The 17,789-nt window shown below is 64.1% G+C and carries 23 protein-coding genes and 1 pseudogene; 12 read left to right on the top strand and 12 right to left on the bottom strand.

Annotation, left to right across the window (positions count from 1 at the left end):
- From AC1DDG_RS05800 to AC1DDG_RS05785, 4 genes are all read left to right on the top strand, one after another.
- Nucleotides 1–1,260 (top strand): sensor histidine kinase, encoded by a 1,260-nt coding sequence (locus AC1DDG_RS05800; RefSeq protein WP_476875296.1) that lies wholly within the window; start codon nt 1–3, stop codon nt 1,258–1,260.
- On the top strand, nt 1,248–1,946 hold the full coding sequence (locus tag AC1DDG_RS05795) for a response regulator transcription factor (RefSeq protein ID WP_476875295.1): 699 nt from the start codon (nt 1,248–1,250) through the stop codon (nt 1,944–1,946). The genes AC1DDG_RS05800 and AC1DDG_RS05795 overlap by 13 nt, the downstream gene beginning before the upstream one ends.
- A 115-nt stretch (nt 1,947–2,061) precedes the next feature.
- A complete protein-coding gene (locus AC1DDG_RS05790) occupies nt 2,062–2,526 on the top strand; it encodes a DUF1579 family protein (RefSeq protein ID WP_476875294.1) in 465 nt (154 codons plus the stop codon).
- Between the two features lie 380 nt (nt 2,527–2,906).
- Nucleotides 2,907–4,001, top strand: coding sequence for an EAL domain-containing protein (locus AC1DDG_RS05785; RefSeq protein WP_476875293.1), 1,095 nt, complete (start codon nt 2,907–2,909; stop codon nt 3,999–4,001).
- A gap of 821 nt (nt 4,002–4,822) precedes the next feature.
- On the opposite strand, the gene AC1DDG_RS05780 is transcribed toward AC1DDG_RS05785, so the two are convergent.
- Nucleotides 4,823–5,380 (bottom strand): putative immunity protein, encoded by a 558-nt coding sequence (locus tag AC1DDG_RS05780; RefSeq protein WP_476875292.1) that lies wholly within the window; start codon nt 5,378–5,380, stop codon nt 4,823–4,825.
- A gap of 122 nt (nt 5,381–5,502) precedes the next feature.
- Here AC1DDG_RS05780 and AC1DDG_RS05775 point away from each other — a divergent pair, with 122 nt between their 5' ends.
- The gene (locus AC1DDG_RS05775) at nt 5,503–5,940 is read left to right on the top strand and encodes a hypothetical protein (RefSeq protein WP_476875291.1); all 438 of its coding nucleotides are present in this window, start codon (nt 5,503–5,505) and stop codon (nt 5,938–5,940) included.
- Between the two features lie 154 nt (nt 5,941–6,094).
- On the opposite strand, the gene AC1DDG_RS05770 is transcribed toward AC1DDG_RS05775, so the two are convergent.
- Nucleotides 6,095–6,532 (bottom strand): VOC family protein, encoded by a 438-nt coding sequence (locus tag AC1DDG_RS05770; RefSeq protein WP_476875290.1) that lies wholly within the window; start codon nt 6,530–6,532, stop codon nt 6,095–6,097.
- Nucleotides 6,533–6,937: 405 nt separating this feature from the next.
- Here AC1DDG_RS05770 and AC1DDG_RS05765 point away from each other — a divergent pair, with 405 nt between their 5' ends.
- Complete coding sequence (locus tag AC1DDG_RS05765) at nt 6,938–7,240, top strand: hypothetical protein (protein ID WP_476875289.1); 303 nt, start codon at nt 6,938–6,940, stop codon at nt 7,238–7,240.
- Here the strand turns inward: AC1DDG_RS05765 and AC1DDG_RS05760 are convergent.
- Complete coding sequence (locus AC1DDG_RS05760) at nt 7,237–7,344, bottom strand: S24 family peptidase (RefSeq protein ID WP_476875288.1); 108 nt, start codon at nt 7,342–7,344, stop codon at nt 7,237–7,239. The genes AC1DDG_RS05765 and AC1DDG_RS05760 overlap by 4 nt on opposite strands.
- A gap of 39 nt (nt 7,345–7,383) precedes the next feature.
- Here AC1DDG_RS05760 and AC1DDG_RS05755 point away from each other — a divergent pair, with 39 nt between their 5' ends.
- Complete coding sequence (locus AC1DDG_RS05755; RefSeq protein ID WP_476875287.1) at nt 7,384–7,611, top strand: hypothetical protein; 228 nt, start codon at nt 7,384–7,386, stop codon at nt 7,609–7,611.
- 110 nt (nt 7,612–7,721) lie between these two features.
- On the opposite strand, the gene AC1DDG_RS05750 is transcribed toward AC1DDG_RS05755, so the two are convergent.
- Nucleotides 7,722–8,345, bottom strand: coding sequence for a DJ-1/PfpI family protein (locus tag AC1DDG_RS05750; protein WP_476875286.1), 624 nt, complete (start codon nt 8,343–8,345; stop codon nt 7,722–7,724).
- Nucleotides 8,346–8,489: 144 nt separating this feature from the next.
- Complete coding sequence (locus tag AC1DDG_RS05745; RefSeq protein ID WP_476875285.1) at nt 8,490–8,909, bottom strand: VOC family protein; 420 nt, start codon at nt 8,907–8,909, stop codon at nt 8,490–8,492.
- A 583-nt stretch (nt 8,910–9,492) separates the two neighbouring features.
- On the opposite strand from AC1DDG_RS05745, the gene AC1DDG_RS05740 reads away from it, so the two are divergent.
- From AC1DDG_RS05740 to AC1DDG_RS05730, 3 genes are all read left to right on the top strand, one after another.
- Nucleotides 9,493–9,897, top strand: coding sequence for a VOC family protein (locus tag AC1DDG_RS05740; protein ID WP_476875284.1), 405 nt, complete (start codon nt 9,493–9,495; stop codon nt 9,895–9,897).
- A gap of 205 nt (nt 9,898–10,102) precedes the next feature.
- The gene (locus AC1DDG_RS05735) at nt 10,103–10,708 is read left to right on the top strand and encodes a dihydrofolate reductase family protein (RefSeq protein ID WP_476875283.1); all 606 of its coding nucleotides are present in this window, start codon (nt 10,103–10,105) and stop codon (nt 10,706–10,708) included.
- Nucleotides 10,709–11,080: 372 nt separating this feature from the next.
- A complete protein-coding gene (locus AC1DDG_RS05730) occupies nt 11,081–12,157 on the top strand; it encodes a hypothetical protein (protein WP_476875282.1) in 1,077 nt (358 codons plus the stop codon).
- 24 nt (nt 12,158–12,181) lie between these two features.
- Here AC1DDG_RS05730 and AC1DDG_RS05725 read toward each other — a convergent pair.
- Nucleotides 12,182–12,289: pseudogene (locus AC1DDG_RS05725) on the bottom strand (phage tail protein); the annotation flags it as partial.
- A 79-nt stretch (nt 12,290–12,368) separates the two neighbouring features.
- The gene (locus tag AC1DDG_RS05720) at nt 12,369–13,052 is read right to left on the bottom strand and encodes a TetR/AcrR family transcriptional regulator (protein WP_476875281.1); all 684 of its coding nucleotides are present in this window, start codon (nt 13,050–13,052) and stop codon (nt 12,369–12,371) included.
- 96 nt (nt 13,053–13,148) lie between these two features.
- Between AC1DDG_RS05720 and AC1DDG_RS05715 the strand changes: the two genes are divergently transcribed.
- The gene (locus AC1DDG_RS05715) at nt 13,149–14,201 is read left to right on the top strand and encodes an NAD(P)-dependent alcohol dehydrogenase (RefSeq protein ID WP_476875280.1); all 1,053 of its coding nucleotides are present in this window, start codon (nt 13,149–13,151) and stop codon (nt 14,199–14,201) included.
- Nucleotides 14,202–14,246: 45 nt separating this feature from the next.
- Here AC1DDG_RS05715 and AC1DDG_RS05710 read toward each other — a convergent pair whose 3' ends face one another.
- Nucleotides 14,247–14,672 (bottom strand): ester cyclase, encoded by a 426-nt coding sequence (locus tag AC1DDG_RS05710; protein ID WP_476875279.1) that lies wholly within the window; start codon nt 14,670–14,672, stop codon nt 14,247–14,249.
- A gap of 228 nt (nt 14,673–14,900) precedes the next feature.
- Here AC1DDG_RS05710 and AC1DDG_RS05705 point away from each other — a divergent pair, with 228 nt between their 5' ends.
- Complete coding sequence (locus AC1DDG_RS05705; RefSeq protein ID WP_476875278.1) at nt 14,901–15,050, top strand: hypothetical protein; 150 nt, start codon at nt 14,901–14,903, stop codon at nt 15,048–15,050.
- A gap of 183 nt (nt 15,051–15,233) precedes the next feature.
- Here the strand turns inward: AC1DDG_RS05705 and AC1DDG_RS05700 are convergent, their stop codons facing one another.
- Genes AC1DDG_RS05700 through AC1DDG_RS05685 form a run of 4 tightly spaced genes read right to left on the bottom strand, consistent with a single transcriptional unit; the run spans nt 15,234 to nt 17,494 of the window.
- A complete protein-coding gene (locus AC1DDG_RS05700) occupies nt 15,234–15,581 on the bottom strand; it encodes a PRC-barrel domain-containing protein (RefSeq protein ID WP_476875277.1) in 348 nt (115 codons plus the stop codon).
- A complete protein-coding gene (locus AC1DDG_RS05695; RefSeq protein ID WP_476875276.1) occupies nt 15,568–15,975 on the bottom strand; it encodes a PRC-barrel domain-containing protein in 408 nt (135 codons plus the stop codon). Before AC1DDG_RS05695 ends, AC1DDG_RS05700 begins: the two co-directional genes overlap by 14 nt.
- On the bottom strand, nt 15,972–17,201 hold the full coding sequence (locus AC1DDG_RS05690) for an Nramp family divalent metal transporter (protein ID WP_476875275.1): 1,230 nt from the start codon (nt 17,199–17,201) through the stop codon (nt 15,972–15,974). Before AC1DDG_RS05690 ends, AC1DDG_RS05695 begins: the two co-directional genes overlap by 4 nt.
- Nucleotides 17,198–17,494: a hypothetical protein gene (locus AC1DDG_RS05685; protein ID WP_476875274.1), complete on the bottom strand. Its 297-nt coding sequence runs from the start codon at nt 17,492–17,494 to the stop codon at nt 17,198–17,200. The genes AC1DDG_RS05690 and AC1DDG_RS05685 overlap by 4 nt, the downstream gene beginning before the upstream one ends.
- Nucleotides 17,495–17,789 lie beyond the last annotated feature (295 nt).

The following is a 17,789-nucleotide window of genomic DNA, read 5'->3' as shown; positions in this document are numbered from 1 at the left end:
ATGACCGGGACGGGGGACGCTGAGCGCCGGGCAGCGGTGCCGGAAGTGGCCTTGACGGCGCCGGTTCCGTCGAACGAACCGATTTTGCGAGGCGGATGGCGTTCTCGCCCGCGAACCACAGACGTCCTGGTCGCTGCCTCGTACACAGTGCCGGCCCTGGTGGCAGCTATCGCCTTTCACGCCGGCGGGACCGACGGCGGCCAGGGATTTATGCTCCCAGTGCTCGCTGTTCTGGGTTCGGGCACTGCGCTGCTGATCCGCCGTCGAACTCCCATTTTTTCGTTGGCCGCCACGGCAGGGATCATGCTCGCCACCTTCGCGGTTCCGGCAAGCTTCGCCGCGGTGGCGACAGCCATGGCGCTGTACGCCGTCGCCGTCTACCGGTCAGTGCGAGGCGCCGTCCTTGGCCTGCTGGGGACCGGCGGAATCCTCCTTCTCGCTACCGTCCTCCTGCCCGGGTCGACGGTGGACCTTGGCCAAGCCGGCCAGGCGATCGTCTTACTCGTGATCGCGGCGTTGGCCGGCCTGAACGTACGCACGCGCCGCGGCTACGTGGCCGCCCTCGTGGACCGCGCCGACCGGCTGATGCGTGAACGGGAGCACCTGGCCAGCATTGCCGCTGCCGCTGAGCGCAACGCGATCGCCCGGGAGATGCACGACATCGTCTCGCACGGGCTGGCAGTGATGATTTCCCTGGCCCATGGTTCGGCAGCGATCGCCCCTACTGATCCTGCCCGCGCCGTCCAAGCCATGCGCCAGGTCGCCGAGACGGGCCGCGTTGCAGTGGCGGACATGCGCCGGATGCTCGGAGTTCTGAACGAAGGCGACACGGGGGAGTCACCGGGCGCAGTAGCGCCTGCGCCCGGGGTGGAGGACGTCCAGGCGCTGGTAGAGCTTTTTCGTTCTACGGGCCTTCCCGTGGTCCTGCAGTCGGCCGGTGTTCCTCCGGCCGGTCCCGGGATACAGCTGGTCATCTACCGGGTCATCCAGGAAGGGCTCACCAATGCCCTTAAGTACGCGAGAGGCGCCACAGAGATCACGGTTGGCATGCAGTTCAGCGCCGAGGCGATTATGGTCTCGGTGACCGACGACGGGCAGCCAGGGGGCGTTCCTGCCGAACATGCCGGGCGTGGCATCGTGGGCATGCGTGAGCGCGTCGCACTGTATGGCGGCACGGTGCAGGCAGGTCCTCTGGCCGGCGGAGGATGGTCCGTGACCGCACGGTTTCCGTCGCAGGAGAGAGCCCCATGGAAGCGGTAGCTATCCCACCCACGCGCCCGATCCGAGTATTGCTGGTTGATGACCAGACCCTCGTCCGAATGGGATTCCGCATGGTGCTGGATGCCCAGGACGGGATCGAAGTCGTTGGCGAAGCGGCTGACGGCAGGACTGGCATCGACATGTGTCGCACCCTGACGCCGGACGTGGTGCTGATGGATGTGCGGATGCCGGACACGGACGGCATTGCCGCGACCGAGCTAATCGCCCAGGAGTGCCCGCAGTCACGCGTCATTGTCCTCACGACCTTCGATCTCGACGAGTATGCCTTCGCGGCGCTCCGGGCCGGTGCCAGCGGCTTCCTGCTCAAGGATGTGGGACGAGCTGAGCTGCTCGCGTCCATCCGAGCCGTCGCCGGGGGCGACGCCGCCATTTCCTCCAGGGTCAGCCGCCGGATGCTGGACCTCTTCAGCCAAAGGCTTCCCTCCGGTCGCTCCTCAGGGGGTGATGAAGCTGTCGCGGCCCTGACACCGAGGGAACTGGAAATTTTCTCGGCCATCGCCGGGGGACTGACCAACACGGAGATCGGGGAACGAATGTTCGTGGCCGAATCAACGGTGAAAACCCACGTGGGCCGCATCCTGATGAAGCTCGGGCTGCGCGACCGCGTGCACGCCGTCATCTTCGCCTACGAACACGGCCTGACCGGCCACCGCAGGCCGGGCTGACTGTCTGACGCCGACGACGACGGCGAAGCGTCGTTCTGTGTCAACGCGCAGGACACGAGTAACCAAAGGCGTGCGCTTACTGGCGGCGCCGGCGCATCCCGGCCAGACTGCCGGTATGACGATTATCCAAACCATGGCCCCGTTCGTGGGAACCTGGCAGGGCCACAACCGGCTGCGCATCATGCCCACGGATGAGTTCCAGGAATCGTTGGCGACTGCGACCGTCACCGTCACCGCCCGGGAGTTCGTGACCATCGAGTACACATGGTCGCATGAGGACAAGCCGCAGAGCGGCCTGCTGCTCCTGGGCTCCGGCCCTGCCTCCGGAACCGGCGCGGCGGCGGTGTGGGTTGATTCTTTCCACTCCGGGCCGGAATGGATGAACTTTGCCGGGGACATCGGCGATGACGGCGTGGTCAGGCTGACCGGCTGGTACGCCGCCCCGTCCGGCCCCGACTGGGGCTGGGAGATCCACATCGAGCCCGGCGACGGCAACAGCGGACGGATCACCATGAACAACCTGGTGCCCGGGCGTGATCCGTACCAAGTGGTCGAAGCCGTGTACCGCCGGCAGGCCTAGGCTAGTCTCTCCCATCTATAGCGGCTTGTTGCTTCACTGTGCTCATTACCTGCCGCAGCGAGCATCTGAACGGCCTTTTCAATGGGCCATGAGTATCCGGGGGTCAGGCGTGTGGCTGGTTAGGGATGCGACACGGAACGGGATACCAGGAAATCGTGCTGTCGCTTGCTCGATGAACGCTGGTACGAGGTCGACCCCCTCGACGGCGGCCACTTGGTCCGCCAGGAACTCATTCCGGCTTATAGGTAACGCTCCCTGCTATTTGCCGTTCACCGCCATCTTGCCCACTGTTGACGGTATGGTCATCACACCCGGTGGCCTCCACGGATCCGGAACACCAGCCAGCAGCGGTACGAACACCGGAGCAAGGAACATAGCCGATGTCGAACGACGAGTTCACCTTCCCGCCGACTCCTGGCGCGTCATCCGTACCGGATCAGGGCGGGCCAGGATCACTGCCAAGGGGTCTTGGCAGTGGTCTGCAAAGGCAGGTGGCGGAGGTCATCCGCCATGTGCTGGAGGATCCGGATCCTGAAGGCGAGTGGGCCAGAAGCCAGCTGCGTGAACGCCTCGCCGCCTACCCGGGACACCCTGAGCGGGCGCTGCTGGAACATCTGATCCTGACCAGAAGCCTGACGGGTGCGGCCGAGGACGCGACCGCACCCCGCCCGGGGGAGGGCTCCGCCGAGACGGCGTTCCCGTTCGACACCCATGACCTTGCCCAGGGCTCCTTGGATGCCGGCCGCATACACCGGATTGAAGACGTGTTGGAGAATCGGATGGTGCTGACGGCCCTGCAGCCCATCCGAAGCATGCCTGCCGGAAACGTCATCGGGTTCGAGGCACTGGCACGATTCGTCAGCACCGACGGCTCCCGCGCTGCCACCTGGTTCCGGGACGCAGCTGCCCTCGGACTCGGCATGGACCTGGAAATAGCAGCCCTTGAAAGTGCGATCACTGCCGGGCAGGAGATCCCTTCCCCGCTGTTCATCGCCGCCAACCTCAGCCCGGCCGCTATCACCGATCCCAGGGTCCAATACCTGCTGCTCACATCCGCCCTGCCGCCGGAGAGGATGGTCATCGATTTCACCGGGCATGACAGCGAAGGACAGCGTGCAGGGGAAGACTGGGAAGCCATTAGCGTCGCCCTGGATCTGCTTCGCCGCAACGGCGCGAGGTTGTCCATGGACTTCTCCAGTGAGGACCGTTCCATCCTGCGCATCCGCGAAATCCGTCCGGACATCATCAAACTTGACCGGGATTTCATCAGTGGGTTGGTTCACGGTCAGGCCGGGGAGGCCACCGCCGCGGTGCGCGGTCTGGCCCGTGACACAGGAGCGGTGCTGGTCGCTGAAGGAATTGAAACGCAGGCCGAACTCGACGCAGTCATCGAAGCGGGCGTGACAGCCGGGCAGGGCTTCCTGCTGGGGCGGCCGTCGGCGAACCCCGCTGACTGGACCTCGTGGGTCGCCTGACGCATAGCCGCCCCGACGGCTCGTCCCCACAGCGCCCCGGCCTCTAGCGGCTCTAGCAGCCAGCCCTCTGGGGTGCGTTTCATATGCGGGGAGGTCCGTACCGGGGGCGTTCCGGGTGTGGCAGTTGCCGGGGCTGCCGCCCGCGAGGGGAAGGCGCCGTGGCGGCAAGATGCACACCGGTGGAGACCTGCCCTTCGCTGGTCGATCGGCTTCACTCCTGGCGGACCTGGCAGGAATCCTGCGAAGTGCAGTTACCGACCGGCCTTGGCACACCTCCACCGTGGATGCATTGGAGTCCCCCGACAGGTAGCTTCTGGCCGCCAAATCCGGTTGTCGACGCCAGGGACCAGGACCACCGTTTCCGATCGGCTCGCCCGAGCGACGCTTCCGCTGGTTGCCGGCCATGGAGACTGGGAGAGCCAGAATCTTTGCTGGAAAGATGCCAGCCCTCGGGCGGTCCACGACTGGGACAGCCTCGTGGCCCTTCCGGCAGCGGCTATCGTCGGGGCAGCATCGGGAGCATTCGCCAGCAAAACTGTCCCGACACTTGCGTCCTTGGAAGGTTCGGAAGAATTCATTGATTGCTATGAACGGGCAAGAGGCCAAGTGTTCACCACTGAAGAGCGCGAAGTTGCCTGGGCTGCGAGCCTCTGGCCGGCGCTACACAATGCCGGGGCGAGAGCCTCTTCCAATCCCCGCCCACCGCTCTGCAGGCGCTCACCCAGCAAGCATCCGAAAGGCTCCGACGCGCCGCCGTCCGCTAAAGGTTCGGCCACCGGGCACCAACAGTACGGTGATCGACCGGCCTGCGGGCGGCAGATTCAGCTGGAGGAGGCAGACTGGTCAGGGCGGGCCAAGTCGGCCTGGATCGCGCGGATAATCGAGGCGAGGATTCCGGACGCGAGAAGTCCTGACCCCAGCGGACCGGCGGAATTCCCACCCAGCGGTGGCAAGCGCCGAAGCGCGGACCGGACTTCGGCAGTCATGTGCTCGAGTTGCCAGTGGACCTCGTCGTCGACCGTCTGGGGCCGATCGGGCGCCGCCAGTCCGGCCGCTTTCGCGGCATACGCGGCTGCCCCTAAGGCGTGCGCGCCCATGTGGGCGACGGCTGCGGCTTGCGTGGCAGACCGGGCGGCAGCCACCGCAGCAGGGCTATTCACCTCGCGTGCGGCACGGCCCGCAACAAACCGCCGGCGGATCTCTTCGGCGGCACTGAGCTCACTGCGAGCGAAGGCCCGGGCTCGGGCGATGGCGTCGCGGGGGCGACCATCTGCCGGCGCCTCTGCCTCAAATAAGGCCACGACTCGCTCAGCGCAGTCTGCGGCCCAAGTCGCGACGACGCGGCGCTCGGCCTCGCTTAGCGTCTGCGGAGAAGCCATATCAGTACCGTACACACGGCTCGCCAACCGATCCCCCTTAAGCGACGAGAAAGCGTGACACGCAGCCCTGCGGAACGCCGCTACGGAGCGCTGGGTTCACCCTCGCCTGCAAGAATGGGCGCATGGCTGAGTCGAAAGGTTCTGGGTCCAAGTTCACCCCCGAGGAGCGGGCCGCAATGAAGCAGCGCGCCAAGGAGCTAAAGGAGCAGCAGAGCGCCGCCGAGGCCTTACAGTCGGTTCTCGACAAAATCGCCTCACTTGACGAGCCGGACAAGACAAACGCTGAGCGCATTCACTCGATCGTCATGGGGGTCGCCCCGTCGCTGGCCCCGAAGCTGCTCTATGGCAGCCCCGCCTATGCCAACGCGGACGGCAAGCCCGTGCTGTTCTACCAGGAGCGCGCGAGGTTCAAGGCTCGCTACGGCAACCTCACGTTCTTCGGGCCGGCACAGCTCGACGATGGCACAATGTGGCCCACGTCCTACGCCATCACCGAGCTCTCATCGGCCGATGAGAAGGTCATCGCGGAGCTGGTACGGAAGGCCACTGGCCAGCTCTGATTCACATCGCCCTGATACCGGGTTGGGGCCGCCTCACGTGGGGTGCCTGCCCGGCAACGAGGAGAGCGAGTGAGTGTCCGCAAGCCGGTCCTTCACCGGACAGTCTCTGGACCCTGAGGCCTGGCAATACAGGCCAATTGGGCCGATTCGGGTGTCAGTCTTTCTTCAGTTCCTGGGCGAGCATCACGAGGATTCCGCTGGGGCCGCGGAGGTACGTGAGTTTATAGACGTCCTTATAGGTCGCCACACCGCGTAGCGGATGGCATCCATGCTTTGCAGCTACCTCGAGGGCCTTGTCGATGTCGTCTACCGAAAAGGCCACGCGGTGCATGCCAATGTCGTTGGGACGAGTCGGGTTCGACTCGATCGCCTCGGGATGGATGTATTCGAAAAGCTCAAGCCGACCATGACCATCTGGGGTCTGGAGCATCGCGATGTTGGCATGGTTTCCATCAAGTCCAACGGCAGTATCGGTCCACTCGCCGCTGACCGTGTCACGGCCGATGAGTGTAAGACCGAGATCGGTGAAAAAGGCGATTGCTGCTTCGATGTCGCGAACAGCGATACCCACGTTCTCAAATTTGATGGCCATGCGTTGAAAGCTACCAAAGCGGAGCTATTAGCTCCAGTGGCGAGACGCCACTGTCTGTCCGTTGGCCGATCGGCTAACGGGCGGCCGGGGGTGACACTTATAGCTGCGGTCCACATGACCGCTGTCGGTCATTCCTGTTTTTGGTGGTCGAAACGTGGCGGTTTGACCAAAATCAGCCCATTGTGGGCGGTAAGCGTGGGCGTGCACGCTCTCGTCGATGGCAGCGAGATCCGCCGGGAATCCCCGGTACATCATCTTCGCCCGTTCTGAAACCGTTGACCCGGCAGGACAGCGGCCATGCCCGGCCCGTCCTTCAAGGTCCAGGCCGGCGTCGGCGCAAACGTCGACCGCGGCCGAAGCAGAAGCAAACGCAGAAGCGCGATGAACCGTCCGTACGATTGGTCCATGAGTAGCAAGCCAAAGACCATGGAATCCGTCCGGGATGAAATCCTTTCTGCGATTGCCGAGGTCCGCGCGGTTGCTCGATCAGAGCACGACGAGCAGCGCACCAATACTGCCGACTGGCTCGTCGGGCTGTTCGTTGATGTCACAGACGTGCACAGTCTCCGTGAAGCCGCAGCAAGTGCACTCAGTTTGTACGGCGGGGCCGGGTCCTTCTCGGATGTCGGAACCGCCGAGTCACATCACGCGGTTAGCCAACTGGCTGATACCCTGCGTCGTGGGCGTTCCTGGTTTCTGCTCACCTAGGCCAGCTCCGGGACCATGATGTCGGGGTAGTGAGGATTTTCGGCGAGCAGCCTCACACTCCTGTGTTCGAGCCGGGGACGCTTGATGGTCAGCTCCCCGTCCACGTTTGCGCAGCGTCCGCCCGCCCACGTAGCGTCGCGTAGATGAACGGTGACAGAAAGCCCACGTCAGAGCCGAATAACCGAGCCGACAAATCCCGGAGCTCGGCATTCCTCCCGCTCGGCATCGTCTTTCTTGTACTGGGGTTGGCCATGGCGATTATGGGAAACCTCGCGTGGATCGCCTTCCTCACAATGGGAGCAACGTTCCTCATCATCGGCGTGCAGAATCGAGCCAAGAAGGGCCAGCCCGGCGAGACCACGCACGGCTGACCCCATTGGATGCTGACGCGCAAACTCGCTGGCTCGGCAGCCCCAGACGAAGTGGCAAGTCGCTCGACGACCCGGACTGCGACGTTTGAGTCGAGCTTCAGCTGTTCAAGCTATCGAGCTCTCCTGTGAGGAGGCGGCGGCGTACACCGGTTACGCCGAGCTGTTGGCGTGTTTGGGTCCTTCCACACAGTTCCGGTTATGCAGATGGCTGCGCGGTCGCCAGGGCACGGGCAGAGGTTCGGGACCGTCGCCATGCGGAGGTTCTCGGTGGCGGCGATGATGCTCTTTACTGTTTCGGGGTCTGCCTTGCCTGGCGAGCCGTGGTCGAAAGGGGGGTCCGGGTCGTATTCGATGGCCAGCTGAATCTTCCGGGCTTCATCGTCGCCAAAGAGTTCAGCCGCCAGCGTGAATGCAAAGCCGATACCCGAGGTAACACCGGCGCCTGTAATCCGGTTTCGGTCGCGGACGACTCTTTTAGACGTCGGTTCGACGCCGAAGTGGTCGAGCATCTGCAGGGAGGCCCAGTGGCTGGTGGCTCGGTAGCCGGTGAGGAGACCGGCCGCGGCAAGTGTGAATGATCCTGTGCAAACGGAGGTGATCCACCGGGCCCTCTTTGCCTGCACGCGGAGAAACTCAAGAGCCTCAGGGGCGTCGAACATGTCGAACGCCCCTGCGCCTCCGGGAACAAAGAGGACGTCAGCCTGGGGGCAGTCGTCAAGGGTCGTGGTCGGCACAATGCACCAGCCGGCGTCGGTGGTGACGGGTTCCAGTCATGCCAAGCGAGGTGAACTTCAGTGTCCGGAAACTTAGAGAAAACCTGAGCGGGCCCGGTGAAATCCAGCAGTGTCCCGGGTTCAACGAAGTGGGACGCTTCCGTGTCAGCCAGTGACGATGTCTGCCTCCGTGATGCCGTCCGGGTGTCCGGGAGGCCACTCGACCAGCTCGATTTCGTATCCGTCGGGGTCAGTGAGAATCGCCGTAAACGGCGGCCCGTCGGCATCACCGTGTCGAACCACCGGCCCCGGTTTCAGGCCCGCGATGGTCAACCGGTCCAAGGTTGCCCCTAGATTGTCCACCTGCACCGCCAGGTGCTCGAAGCCGCCGGGGTCCACCGGTCCCGCAGCCGGGCGATGGACTAGTTCCAAAGAGACAGCCTGCTCCTCAGGAAGCTTGAGCAGGGAGAGAGTCGCCTCACCATCGAGTTCGACGGTACTCAGGACCCGGTAGCCGAGGATGGAGTAGAAGGTCAGCGAAGCCGCCCGATCGGAGACCCGGTAGGCGGGAAACAGCGTTTTCAACGGTTGAATCCTCCCTGAGACAAGGCTGGGTTGGCGAGGCCACGGCTGGACTCTATCGCGTGATGTTTTCGCAACTATTAGACAAGAAACTAAGAGGTTCCGTCGATAGGTCCGCGCGGGTACTCAACATGCAGGTGAGTGTTCCGTGTGTTCCAACTCTTAGCTGTCCCACTGTCCGAGTTCCAGGGAACCGGAATGCAGGACCGGCCGAGGCTGACCTGATCAGGATGTCCGATGGCTTGCCTCTTCAAGAAACCGGCGCCGAGGCCGTTTGGCGCTGCCCTTAGTTGGCCGGCTTCGTGTCCAGCAGCCGTTGAGGCACCGTCCGTTCACCGTGCGGCTGTAGCGTGGCTTCCGTTGGTGACGTGCCGTTGAAGGAGCCCTGAAATCCCGGTAATTACGACGTGGAATCTGGAGAACTTCTTCCGCCCGGGAGGCGAGTACGGCCCTCGCAGCCAGGACCTCTACGGGAAGAAGCTGACCTACCTCGCTGGCCGGATCTACGCCCTGGTCCCGGATGTGGACCCGCTTAAGGGCTCGTGTCATAGACCCCGGCCCGGCTCCTGACCAATAGGCTGGGCTGATGACCTTGGAATGGGAACAGGTGATCGTCCACTCGCTCGATCCGATGACCTTGGGGCAATGGTGGGCCGAGGCGCTCGGCTGGGTGGTGGTCCACTCCTCCAATGACGAATTCGAGATCCGCGCCGAGCCGGATCGCCTGCCGGGGTTGGACTTCGTCCGGCTCGACGAGCCCAGGAAGGGCAAGAGCCGACTGCATCTGGACTTCAGGCCGGATGACCAGGACGCCGAGGTGGCTCGTCTCGTGGCTCATGGCGCAAAGCGTGTCGATATCGGCCAGGGTGAGCAATCCTGGGTCGTGTTGGCCGACCCCGAAGGGAACGAGTTCTGTGTACTCGGCCGACGGGCCAGTGACGAGCGTCTGGTGCGAATCCCTTTGAGCCGGGGCAGGCTTAACGGCCCCTGATGCTCCTTGACCCGGAGGTGGTCATCTAAGGCTAGGGAGTGGTCCATGTGCGTTATTCGGTAGCCCGCCCTTGACCACAATCTCCGCGGGAGGTACCCAAGAATAGCGGCATGGCTCGGTTCCGGGCAAAGTTTCGGAGCACGGTCCGGGATCGCCGATGAAGCGTCTCCGAGGGAACAGAGCGGCGGCAATGAAACTGACGACAATGACGCAGATCACCGTTGATGGAGTGGTGCAAGGAAACGGCCACGCGACCGAAGATGAGCGCAGAGACGGGTTCGAGCGCGACGGGTGGGCCATGGGGGTCTTCGATGACGAGACCGGGGCGTTAATCACCGAGACGTACCGGCGCGCCGATGCTTTCCTGTTTGGCCGGCGAACCTATGAGATCTTCGCGGACACGTGGGGCTCGAACGAGCAGATGCGGGCACACCCGATCGGTGTGGCGTTGAACAAGGCACCCAAGTACGTTGCATCGAACACGATAACCGATCCGCACTGGGCGGGCACGACCGTCCTCTCGGGCGACCTTGCGGCGGCCATCGGCGAATTGAAGGCCCAACCAGGAGGTGAACTGCAGGTGCACGGCAGCGGAGCCCTCGTCCGATGGTTGCTCGAGCACGAGTTCGTCGACGAGCTCACGCTGCTGATCGTCCCGGTGGTCCTGGGTCAGGGCACACGGCTGTTCCCCGAAACGGGCTTGGACGTCGCGCTCGACCTCGTTGATTCGCGAGCCGACACGAAGGGCGTGACGATTCAGGTCTACCGACCGGCCGGGCGCCCGCACTACCACCCTGCGCGCCCGGCCTGAGGGAAGTGGCATGTGCCGATTGAATCGGAGCCCTTGGCGCAGGACACGGGCTCCGGCCGCTTCGGCCGGCCTACTTCTTGCCTGCCTTGAGGTCGGCCACCACCTTGATGATCCGGCGTGAGCGTGTGTCTTCCGTTTTGGCATCCGCGATCGGCTCTTTTCATGTACGCAGTATGCCTTCCCTCAAAATCCATCCATCCGTGGCCCGCCTCGGTGAAGAGCACGACGCGTCTGGGAAGGGGTGATCTGACAGCACCGACCGAAGCCGGGCGGGATTCTGGCAGCGAAGATTCATGTCGCCGACTCTTGGAGTTCAGCTCGTGGCAATAGCCTCGTCCGGGGATTCAGAGACCAACGACGAGGAGAGTTTTCATGGGTTCAATGACAAGATTCGCGATCGCAACGGTCGGGGCCGTCCTGCTGTCGACCACGTTGCTGGCTCCGCCCGCGCTGGCGGCCAACAACGGCAACGACGCAAGCCAGATTAATGGCGACGGGCACCAAGGCAACACCAATGGCTTCAGCTTCGGCGTGATCGGCGACGTGCCCTACGGTGACGCTGAAATCCAGGCGTTCCCGTCCTACATTCAGGACCTCAACGCGCACAAGGAACTGAGCTTTGTCGCACACGCCGGCGACATTAAGGATGGATCTTCCCAGTGCTCTGACCAGTACTTCGAAGCCATCAGGAAGAACTTTGACAGCTTCACCGCACCGCTCGTCTACACCCCGGGCGACAACGAGTGGACAGACTGCCACCGCTCGAACAACGGAGCCTACAACCCCTTGGAAAGACTAGCCAAGGTTCGGGAACTCTTCTTCCCCAAGCCCGGGTTCACACTCGGTGCACCCATGAAGGTGAAGTCGCAGGTCAAGGAAGGCTTCCCGGAGAACGTCAGCTTCCGCAAGCATGAGGTCGCCTTCACGGCCGTCAACATTCCGGGCAGCAACAACTCGATGCTGCCTTGGACCGGACTCGGTCAAACTCAGCCCACTGCCGCCCAACTGAATGAGGTCCAGCAGCGGACCCGAGCGGATATCGAGGAGTTGAAGGCCACGTTCCGGAAGGCGCAGAACCGCGGTGACCGCGCCGTCGTCGTGATGACGCAGGCCGACATGTTCGACCCGACAATCGCGGCTCCGTCCCAGGCTGACTTCGGTGCTTACAGGGCCCTGGTGCAGACCTTGATCGAGGAATCGAACTCGTTCAGCGGCCCGGTCTATCTGATCAACGGCGACAGCCACGTCTACAACCAGGACCATCCCCTCGCGGCTGGCTCGGCGTGGCTATCCTTCTACGGGCAGGCCACAGCGGCGAAGAACCTGACACGGGTGACTGTGGATGGCTCCAACAATGCAAAGGACTGGCTCAAAGTCACCGTCAATCCGGAGGGTTCAGAGAGCGTCATGTCGTTCGACCGGATCCCGTTCACGCACCCGGCTTCGTAGTCGGAGCGACTCCAGCTGGTTGGCCTCGATGCTGTACATGACGTTGATCGACAGCCCCGACTCGTAGAAAACGTAGGCCATCCGCAAACCGTCGACGTCGAAGGCGGTCGCTTCTAGCGGGCGGGATCCGATGAATTGTTCCGGTAATAGCGGGCCTTGTTGGCGCGCAACCGGCGACGGCCTCGGCGACCGCAGATGATTCCGCAGGTGGTCAGGTGCGGCGGGCTCCACCGGCGCGCTGAAGCGACCTCGCCAGGCCGTCGAGGACCAGGTCAAGCCCGAACTCAAACTCCGCACCGTAGTCGTAACCCGGCTTCAAGATGTGCTCAATCGAGAACTCGGCGAGGTGGGGGTAGTCCTCGGCGGAATACCGATCCATCATCTGCTCGGCGACTTCGGTGACGGTCTCGGGACCGTTGATCGGCAGTGTGGCCTCGGAGAGGGCGAACCCGTACACGTACGCGTCAATCAAGGCAAAGGCGTGCGCGGTCATCTCCACCGAGAAGCCCGCCTCACGCAGGGTGCCGATGACGGCGTCGTGGTGCTTCAGTGTCGCCGGGCCGGGGCCTATTCGCGTCTCCACGAGACCGATCGCCCAGGGGTGACGCCGCATCGCTTCACGGGCGGAGGCGGCCCGCCGCCGCATCTCGGCCTGCCAATCGCCGCCGATCGCGGGCAGTTCGATCTCGCTGAAGACGATGTCCACGATGCCGTCGAGGACCTCGTCCTTGTTGGCAACGTGGTGGTAGATCGACATTGGCTTGGCCTCGAGCGCGGTGGCCAGCGAGCGCATCGTCAGTGATCCAATGCCGCCGGCATCGGCGATCGCGACGGCGGCGCGCAGCACCAGCTCCCGGCTGAGCCGGGGGCGGCTCGGGTTCATTCGTGCAGGCATCCAGACTCCAGAGTTTTCGTTCGGGCCATAGACCGTTCGTACTTAGTACGATACATTGACCGTACTAAGTACGGCAAACTGATGGAAGGAACCGCCATGACGAATCCCAGAAGCGCGAAGTCTGCGGACAACCCGGCAACCGCCGACACGATGCAGGCCATCGTGCAGGACGGATACGGCCCCGTCGACGTCCTCCGACGCGGCCGGATCGCGCGGCCGGAGATCGCTGAGAACGAAGTCCTGGTCCGCGTGCACGCGGCTGGCATGGACCGCGGGACGTGGCACATGATGACGGGCCGCCCCTACCTCATGCGCGTCATGGGGTTCGGATTCCGTGCGCCGAAGAATCCGGTGCCCGGGTTCGACGTCGCCGGCACGGTCGCCGCCGTCGGTTCCACGGTGTCCCGGTTCGCCGTGGGGGACGAGGTGTACGGGATGGCCCGGGGCTCGTTCGCCGAGTACGCCGCGGCGCTGGAGGACAAGCTCGGCCACAAGCCGGCGAACCTGTCATTCGAGCAGGCGGCGGTGGTTCCGATCTCGGCCGGCACCGCCCTCCAGGCCCTGCATGACGCCGGGCGGGCGGAGCGCGGGCAGAAGGTGCTGATCCTGGGCGCCTCGGGCGGCGTCGGCACCTACGCCGTGCAGCTGGCCAAGGCCCTCGGAGCGGAGGTCACCGGCGTCAGCAGCACCGCGAAGACCGATCTGGTGCGTTCCCTCGGGGCCGACCACGTCCTGGACTACACGCAGGATGACTTCGCCGACGGAACGCGTCATTACGACCTGATCCTGGACATCGGAGGGAACCCGCCGCTTTCACGGCTGCGGCGCGCCCTCACACCCACCGGCACGGCCGTCATCGTCGGAGGCGAGGAGGGCGGCAGGTGGACGGGCGGCTTCGGCCGGAGCCTGCGGGCACCATTGGTGTCCCTGTTCGTGCATCAGCGCCTGACCATGCTCGCTTCCAAGGAACGCGCCAGCGACCTCGAACGGCTCACCCCTCTCATCGAGAGCCGCCAGGTGACGCCAAGCATCGACAGGACGTACACGCTCGATGAGGTTCCGGATGCGATGCGCCATCTCGAAGCCGGAGACGTGCGCGGCAAAATCGCCATCGCCATTCTCACCGAAGAAGGAAAATCTGGCCGATGACAGGGCGACGGGCTGTGCAGTCATGAACAATACGTGGATGCCGGGTCAGTCGCCGGGCATCTGGATCACGCCGAGCTGCCGCATCAGCCCGAGGTCGTCCCGGTCTGACCAATGCTCGGCGATCTTTCCATTTTCGACTCGGTGGATGGCAACTCCGGTCTCCCGCAGGTCGGCACCTGTGGGAGGCAGGGGTCCGGGGAGCTCACCCTCGTGTCGACCGTAGGCCGTTAACCTGGTCACCACCTTGTCCCCTTCGGCGATCTGGTCTTCGATCTCGTGCCGCCCTGGCGTCGCCTTCCAGAATATGCGGAAAGCCTGTTTCAGGCCCTCCCGTCCGGCCGGAAGTCCGGGAAATGGCGGGTTGTGGTCAAGGTAGCCCTCAGCGACCAGATCGTCCATCGCATCGATGTTGCCGGCGTCGATCTCTGTGTAGAAGCGCTGCACGAGCGCTTTGTTGTCGTCAGAGTCCACAGTCGCCCTTCCATTGGTACACGGAGGCCCCTACCCGGACGGACCGAACCAACCAGTACGAGCAGTTCAAGTGTCCCGAGGGTGGCCAGTCTAAACCCACTGGCCTGACTGCGGTAGGTAAAGGTGGCCCCGCTTCATCCTTGGTCCACTCGATGAGTTATCTTCGATGGAGGGCCAGTGGTCGCACGACGTATACCGCTGCGGCGGCACAAGCATTTTTGGTTATTTTTGCATGCTGTCCTTGTCGTTATCGACTCCGACGGAAACCGGCTGCTCTCGCAGAGAATTCCCAACGACGAACCCGCCCTGCTCGTCGCCCACGGCAAGACCATCCTCTACATCCCCGGCCGGATCGTCCACCACGCCGCCCGCCTCTAGCGCGGCGAGGGGAAAACGGCCGAGCTGGACGCGCTGATCGGGGAGAAGGTCACCGAACACCGGCACACGCAGGCCCTGCTGAGCATGCCCGGCTTCGGCCCCGTCCTCGCCGCCGAAGTCCTCGGCGCCACCGGGGGAGACCTCAGGCAGCCCGCGGCCGTCAGCGAGGGCAGACGGTGGTGGTCATTCTTGGCCGGATTTATCCAGCGCCGGGTTGTAGGCGGTGAATCGATCCTTGAGCTGGACGGAACCGGAGCTGATGCGGGCGATGTCGGCCCACATCACGAGGAACGAGCCGCGGTGCCTCCACCGCAGTAGGCCGGCAAGTGGCCAGGGCTGGGTGAGTCCGGTCCGTTCGTATCCGAGGAAGGACGCCGCGCTGTGCGGGCTGACTACGAGCCCCAGCAGGCGTGCCTCCGCGAGCAACTGGTGGTGGCCGCCGTCGACGACGAAGCGGGCGTCGGCGACCCGGCCGAGCCGGGTTCCGTTGGCGTCGTGGACGGGGGTTCCCAGGAGATCACCGAGGATCATGGCGGCCTCCCGGGATGCGGGCGATGATCTTGTCGCGGATCCAGCGTTCCACCCAGCCGACATCGAGGTTTTCGCCTCGCACGCCGAGTTTGATGACGACGCCGACGTCGGCAACGTCGCTCCATGGGATGCGGATCAGCCGGGAGGACGGAGGCCTGCCGCCGAAGATCCGCGTCCCCAGGACCGGGCCGGTGAGCAGTGCGGTGAGGACCGGGGCCGGAGTTCCTTCGGCAATGGGCTCGCCGGACTTAAGCCCGCTGATTTCGAGATCGTCGACCGTGGTGACCGGTGTGCCATTGGTGTCGAGCACCTGCCGGTCGAGCAAGTGAAGCTGCGCATCGAGGGTCCTTCCGGCTAATCGGGGTGCCGCTTGCAAAGGAGGACGAATGTTCATGAACCGGCTCCTGTCACGATCATCAGCGGTATGGCCGCCAGGGAGGCGCCCAGGATGATGACCAGATAGATCATGGCCAGCACATTGACCGGGCGGCCGTTGACGTGTTTTCCCATGTACTGCGGGTCATTGGCCACGATCAGAATCGGGAGGTAGGTCAAGGGCAGGGCAACGGCGGAGAACACCACCGAGTATTCGGTCACGAGTACGGGATCGACGCCGGTGGCCAGCACGCCGATGCCGATCACGAGGCAGATGATCATGGCCAGGTGAAAACGGGCGGCCTGGACGGGCCGGCGGAACTTGCCCCATGACCAGCCGAAAAACTGTGCCAGGGTGTAACCGCTGGACAGCGTGGTTTCCAGCGCTGCGCCGAAGGTGGCCGCAACGACGCCTACCAGGACAAAGGCGAGGGCGAGCTTGCCTCCTCCTTGCGCCACGGGCAGGATCACCTGGGACAGGGACGTGACTGCGATGCCGGCGGGTAGCAGCACGACGGCGGCGCATCCTGCTATGGCCACGGAGAGTAGGCCGCCGAGAGGGAATCCGACCAGCACGTTGATGCGGGACTGGGTGAGGTCCTTGACAGACCATCCCTCCTCGACGGCGCCGGAGGAGAAGAAGAACACTTCGTAGGGTGTCATCGCGGCCCCAAACAGGGCGATGGCGTAATACCAGTATGAGGACGCTGTTTCGGTTGCGGGGACGGCCGCGGTGAGGGCCTGCCCGGCCAGGTCGCCCCAGTCGGGTTTGAGGAGGAACAGTGCGACGGCGAAAACTATCAGGCACAGCCCTAGCAGGCCGGTGACGTTTTCCATGATGGAGAATTTCACCCGCCAGATGACCAGCCACACCGCCAGGACGGCCACCGGGATCCACAGCAGATAGTGGACACTGCTGGCCAGTTGGAGGGCCAGGGAGATCCCGCCGAGTTCAGCCGTGACCGTCATCAGGTTAATGAAGAACGATGCTCCGAGGTTGGCCAGGCCGGCCCGCGGGCCAAGCCGTTCCCTGATCACTTCAAACGTGGCGCGTCCTGACGCGGCCGCTACCCGCCCGGACATGTTGGCGAACAGGCAAATGCCCAGTACTCCGGTGATCACCACCCAGACAAGGGACAGGCCAAAGCGGGAACCGACGACGGCGTTGGTCACGAGGTCGCCGATGTCGACAAAGCCTCCGATGGCGGTCAGGACGCCCAGGGCGACGGCCAGCAGCCGCTTCATGGCCCGCCCAGCCGGTTCTTGAGCTTCGACAGGGCGTCCGCGGCGGACTCCAATCGATTCTGGGGTTCGGCCAGAGAGGGCCGGCCGTTCTCGCTGGACAGGGCTTCGGCAGTTGCGAGCATAGCCATGGTGCAGTCATCCATGACCGCCAGGGCCGTATCTCGCAGGTCCCGGTCCTCCTGCCCGGTGGGGGAAAGCTGCACCATGGTCGTGCGCGCTTTTCCGAGCTCCATCAGCGCATCATCAAGGGCAGTGGATGCTGCCGCATCTGTCAGCTGCCCGGATGAGTCCATGGTGGCCGCCAGGCGTGCAGTTCCAACAGCGGAAATGCTCTCATCGACCGCCTGCGACACAGTCTGGGGGACGCCGCCGGTACAAGCCCCGAGAAGGAGACACAGCCCCACCGCCGGGAGTAACAGGAAACCGTCGGTTCTTCGGCTGGCATCTCCGGCTCTCATCGTTGCCTCCCTCTTCTGAGCAAACCCGACCCGAAACTGGTCCTTCCTGCCCAGAACAGAACGGAACGGCGCCACTGCGGCTATCCCGCGTCGCCGCGTGCGGGGCCACATTCCGCAGTTACTCACTGGT

This window comes from Arthrobacter sp. 10L430 (genome assembly GCF_056395245.1).
Note: the sequence above shows the minus strand (reverse complement) of the source record. Positions and strands in the feature narration are given on the sequence as shown.

Bases quoted from the DNA above. Each gene is read 5' to 3' on its own strand.
- AC1DDG_RS05800 (WP_476875296.1), top strand. From the start codon at position 1: ATGACCGGGACGGGGGACGCTGAGCGCCGGGCAGCGGTGCCGGAAGTG.
- AC1DDG_RS05795 (WP_476875295.1), top strand. From the start codon at position 1,248: ATGGAAGCGGTAGCTATCCCACCCACGCGCCCGATCCGAGTATTGCTG.
- AC1DDG_RS05790 (WP_476875294.1), top strand. From the start codon at position 2,062: ATGACGATTATCCAAACCATGGCCCCGTTCGTGGGAACCTGGCAGGGC.
- AC1DDG_RS05785 (WP_476875293.1), top strand. From the start codon at position 2,907: ATGTCGAACGACGAGTTCACCTTCCCGCCGACTCCTGGCGCGTCATCC.
- AC1DDG_RS05780 (WP_476875292.1), bottom strand. From the start codon at position 5,380: ATGGCTTCTCCGCAGACGCTAAGCGAGGCCGAGCGCCGCGTCGTCGCG.
- AC1DDG_RS05775 (WP_476875291.1), top strand. From the start codon at position 5,503: ATGGCTGAGTCGAAAGGTTCTGGGTCCAAGTTCACCCCCGAGGAGCGG.
- AC1DDG_RS05770 (WP_476875290.1), bottom strand. From the start codon at position 6,532: ATGGCCATCAAATTTGAGAACGTGGGTATCGCTGTTCGCGACATCGAA.
- AC1DDG_RS05765 (WP_476875289.1), top strand. From the start codon at position 6,938: ATGAGTAGCAAGCCAAAGACCATGGAATCCGTCCGGGATGAAATCCTT.
- AC1DDG_RS05755 (WP_476875287.1), top strand. From the start codon at position 7,384: ATGAACGGTGACAGAAAGCCCACGTCAGAGCCGAATAACCGAGCCGAC.
- AC1DDG_RS05740 (WP_476875284.1), top strand. From the start codon at position 9,493: ATGACCTTGGAATGGGAACAGGTGATCGTCCACTCGCTCGATCCGATG.
- AC1DDG_RS05735 (WP_476875283.1), top strand. From the start codon at position 10,103: ATGACGCAGATCACCGTTGATGGAGTGGTGCAAGGAAACGGCCACGCG.
- AC1DDG_RS05730 (WP_476875282.1), top strand. From the start codon at position 11,081: ATGGGTTCAATGACAAGATTCGCGATCGCAACGGTCGGGGCCGTCCTG.
- AC1DDG_RS05720 (WP_476875281.1), bottom strand. From the start codon at position 13,052: ATGCCTGCACGAATGAACCCGAGCCGCCCCCGGCTCAGCCGGGAGCTG.
- AC1DDG_RS05715 (WP_476875280.1), top strand. From the start codon at position 13,149: ATGACGAATCCCAGAAGCGCGAAGTCTGCGGACAACCCGGCAACCGCC.
- AC1DDG_RS05700 (WP_476875277.1), bottom strand. From the start codon at position 15,581: ATGATCCTCGGTGATCTCCTGGGAACCCCCGTCCACGACGCCAACGGA.
- AC1DDG_RS05695 (WP_476875276.1), bottom strand. From the start codon at position 15,975: ATGAACATTCGTCCTCCTTTGCAAGCGGCACCCCGATTAGCCGGAAGG.
- AC1DDG_RS05690 (WP_476875275.1), bottom strand. From the start codon at position 17,201: ATGAAGCGGCTGCTGGCCGTCGCCCTGGGCGTCCTGACCGCCATCGGA.
- AC1DDG_RS05685 (WP_476875274.1), bottom strand. From the start codon at position 17,494: ATGGACTCATCCGGGCAGCTGACAGATGCGGCAGCATCCACTGCCCTT.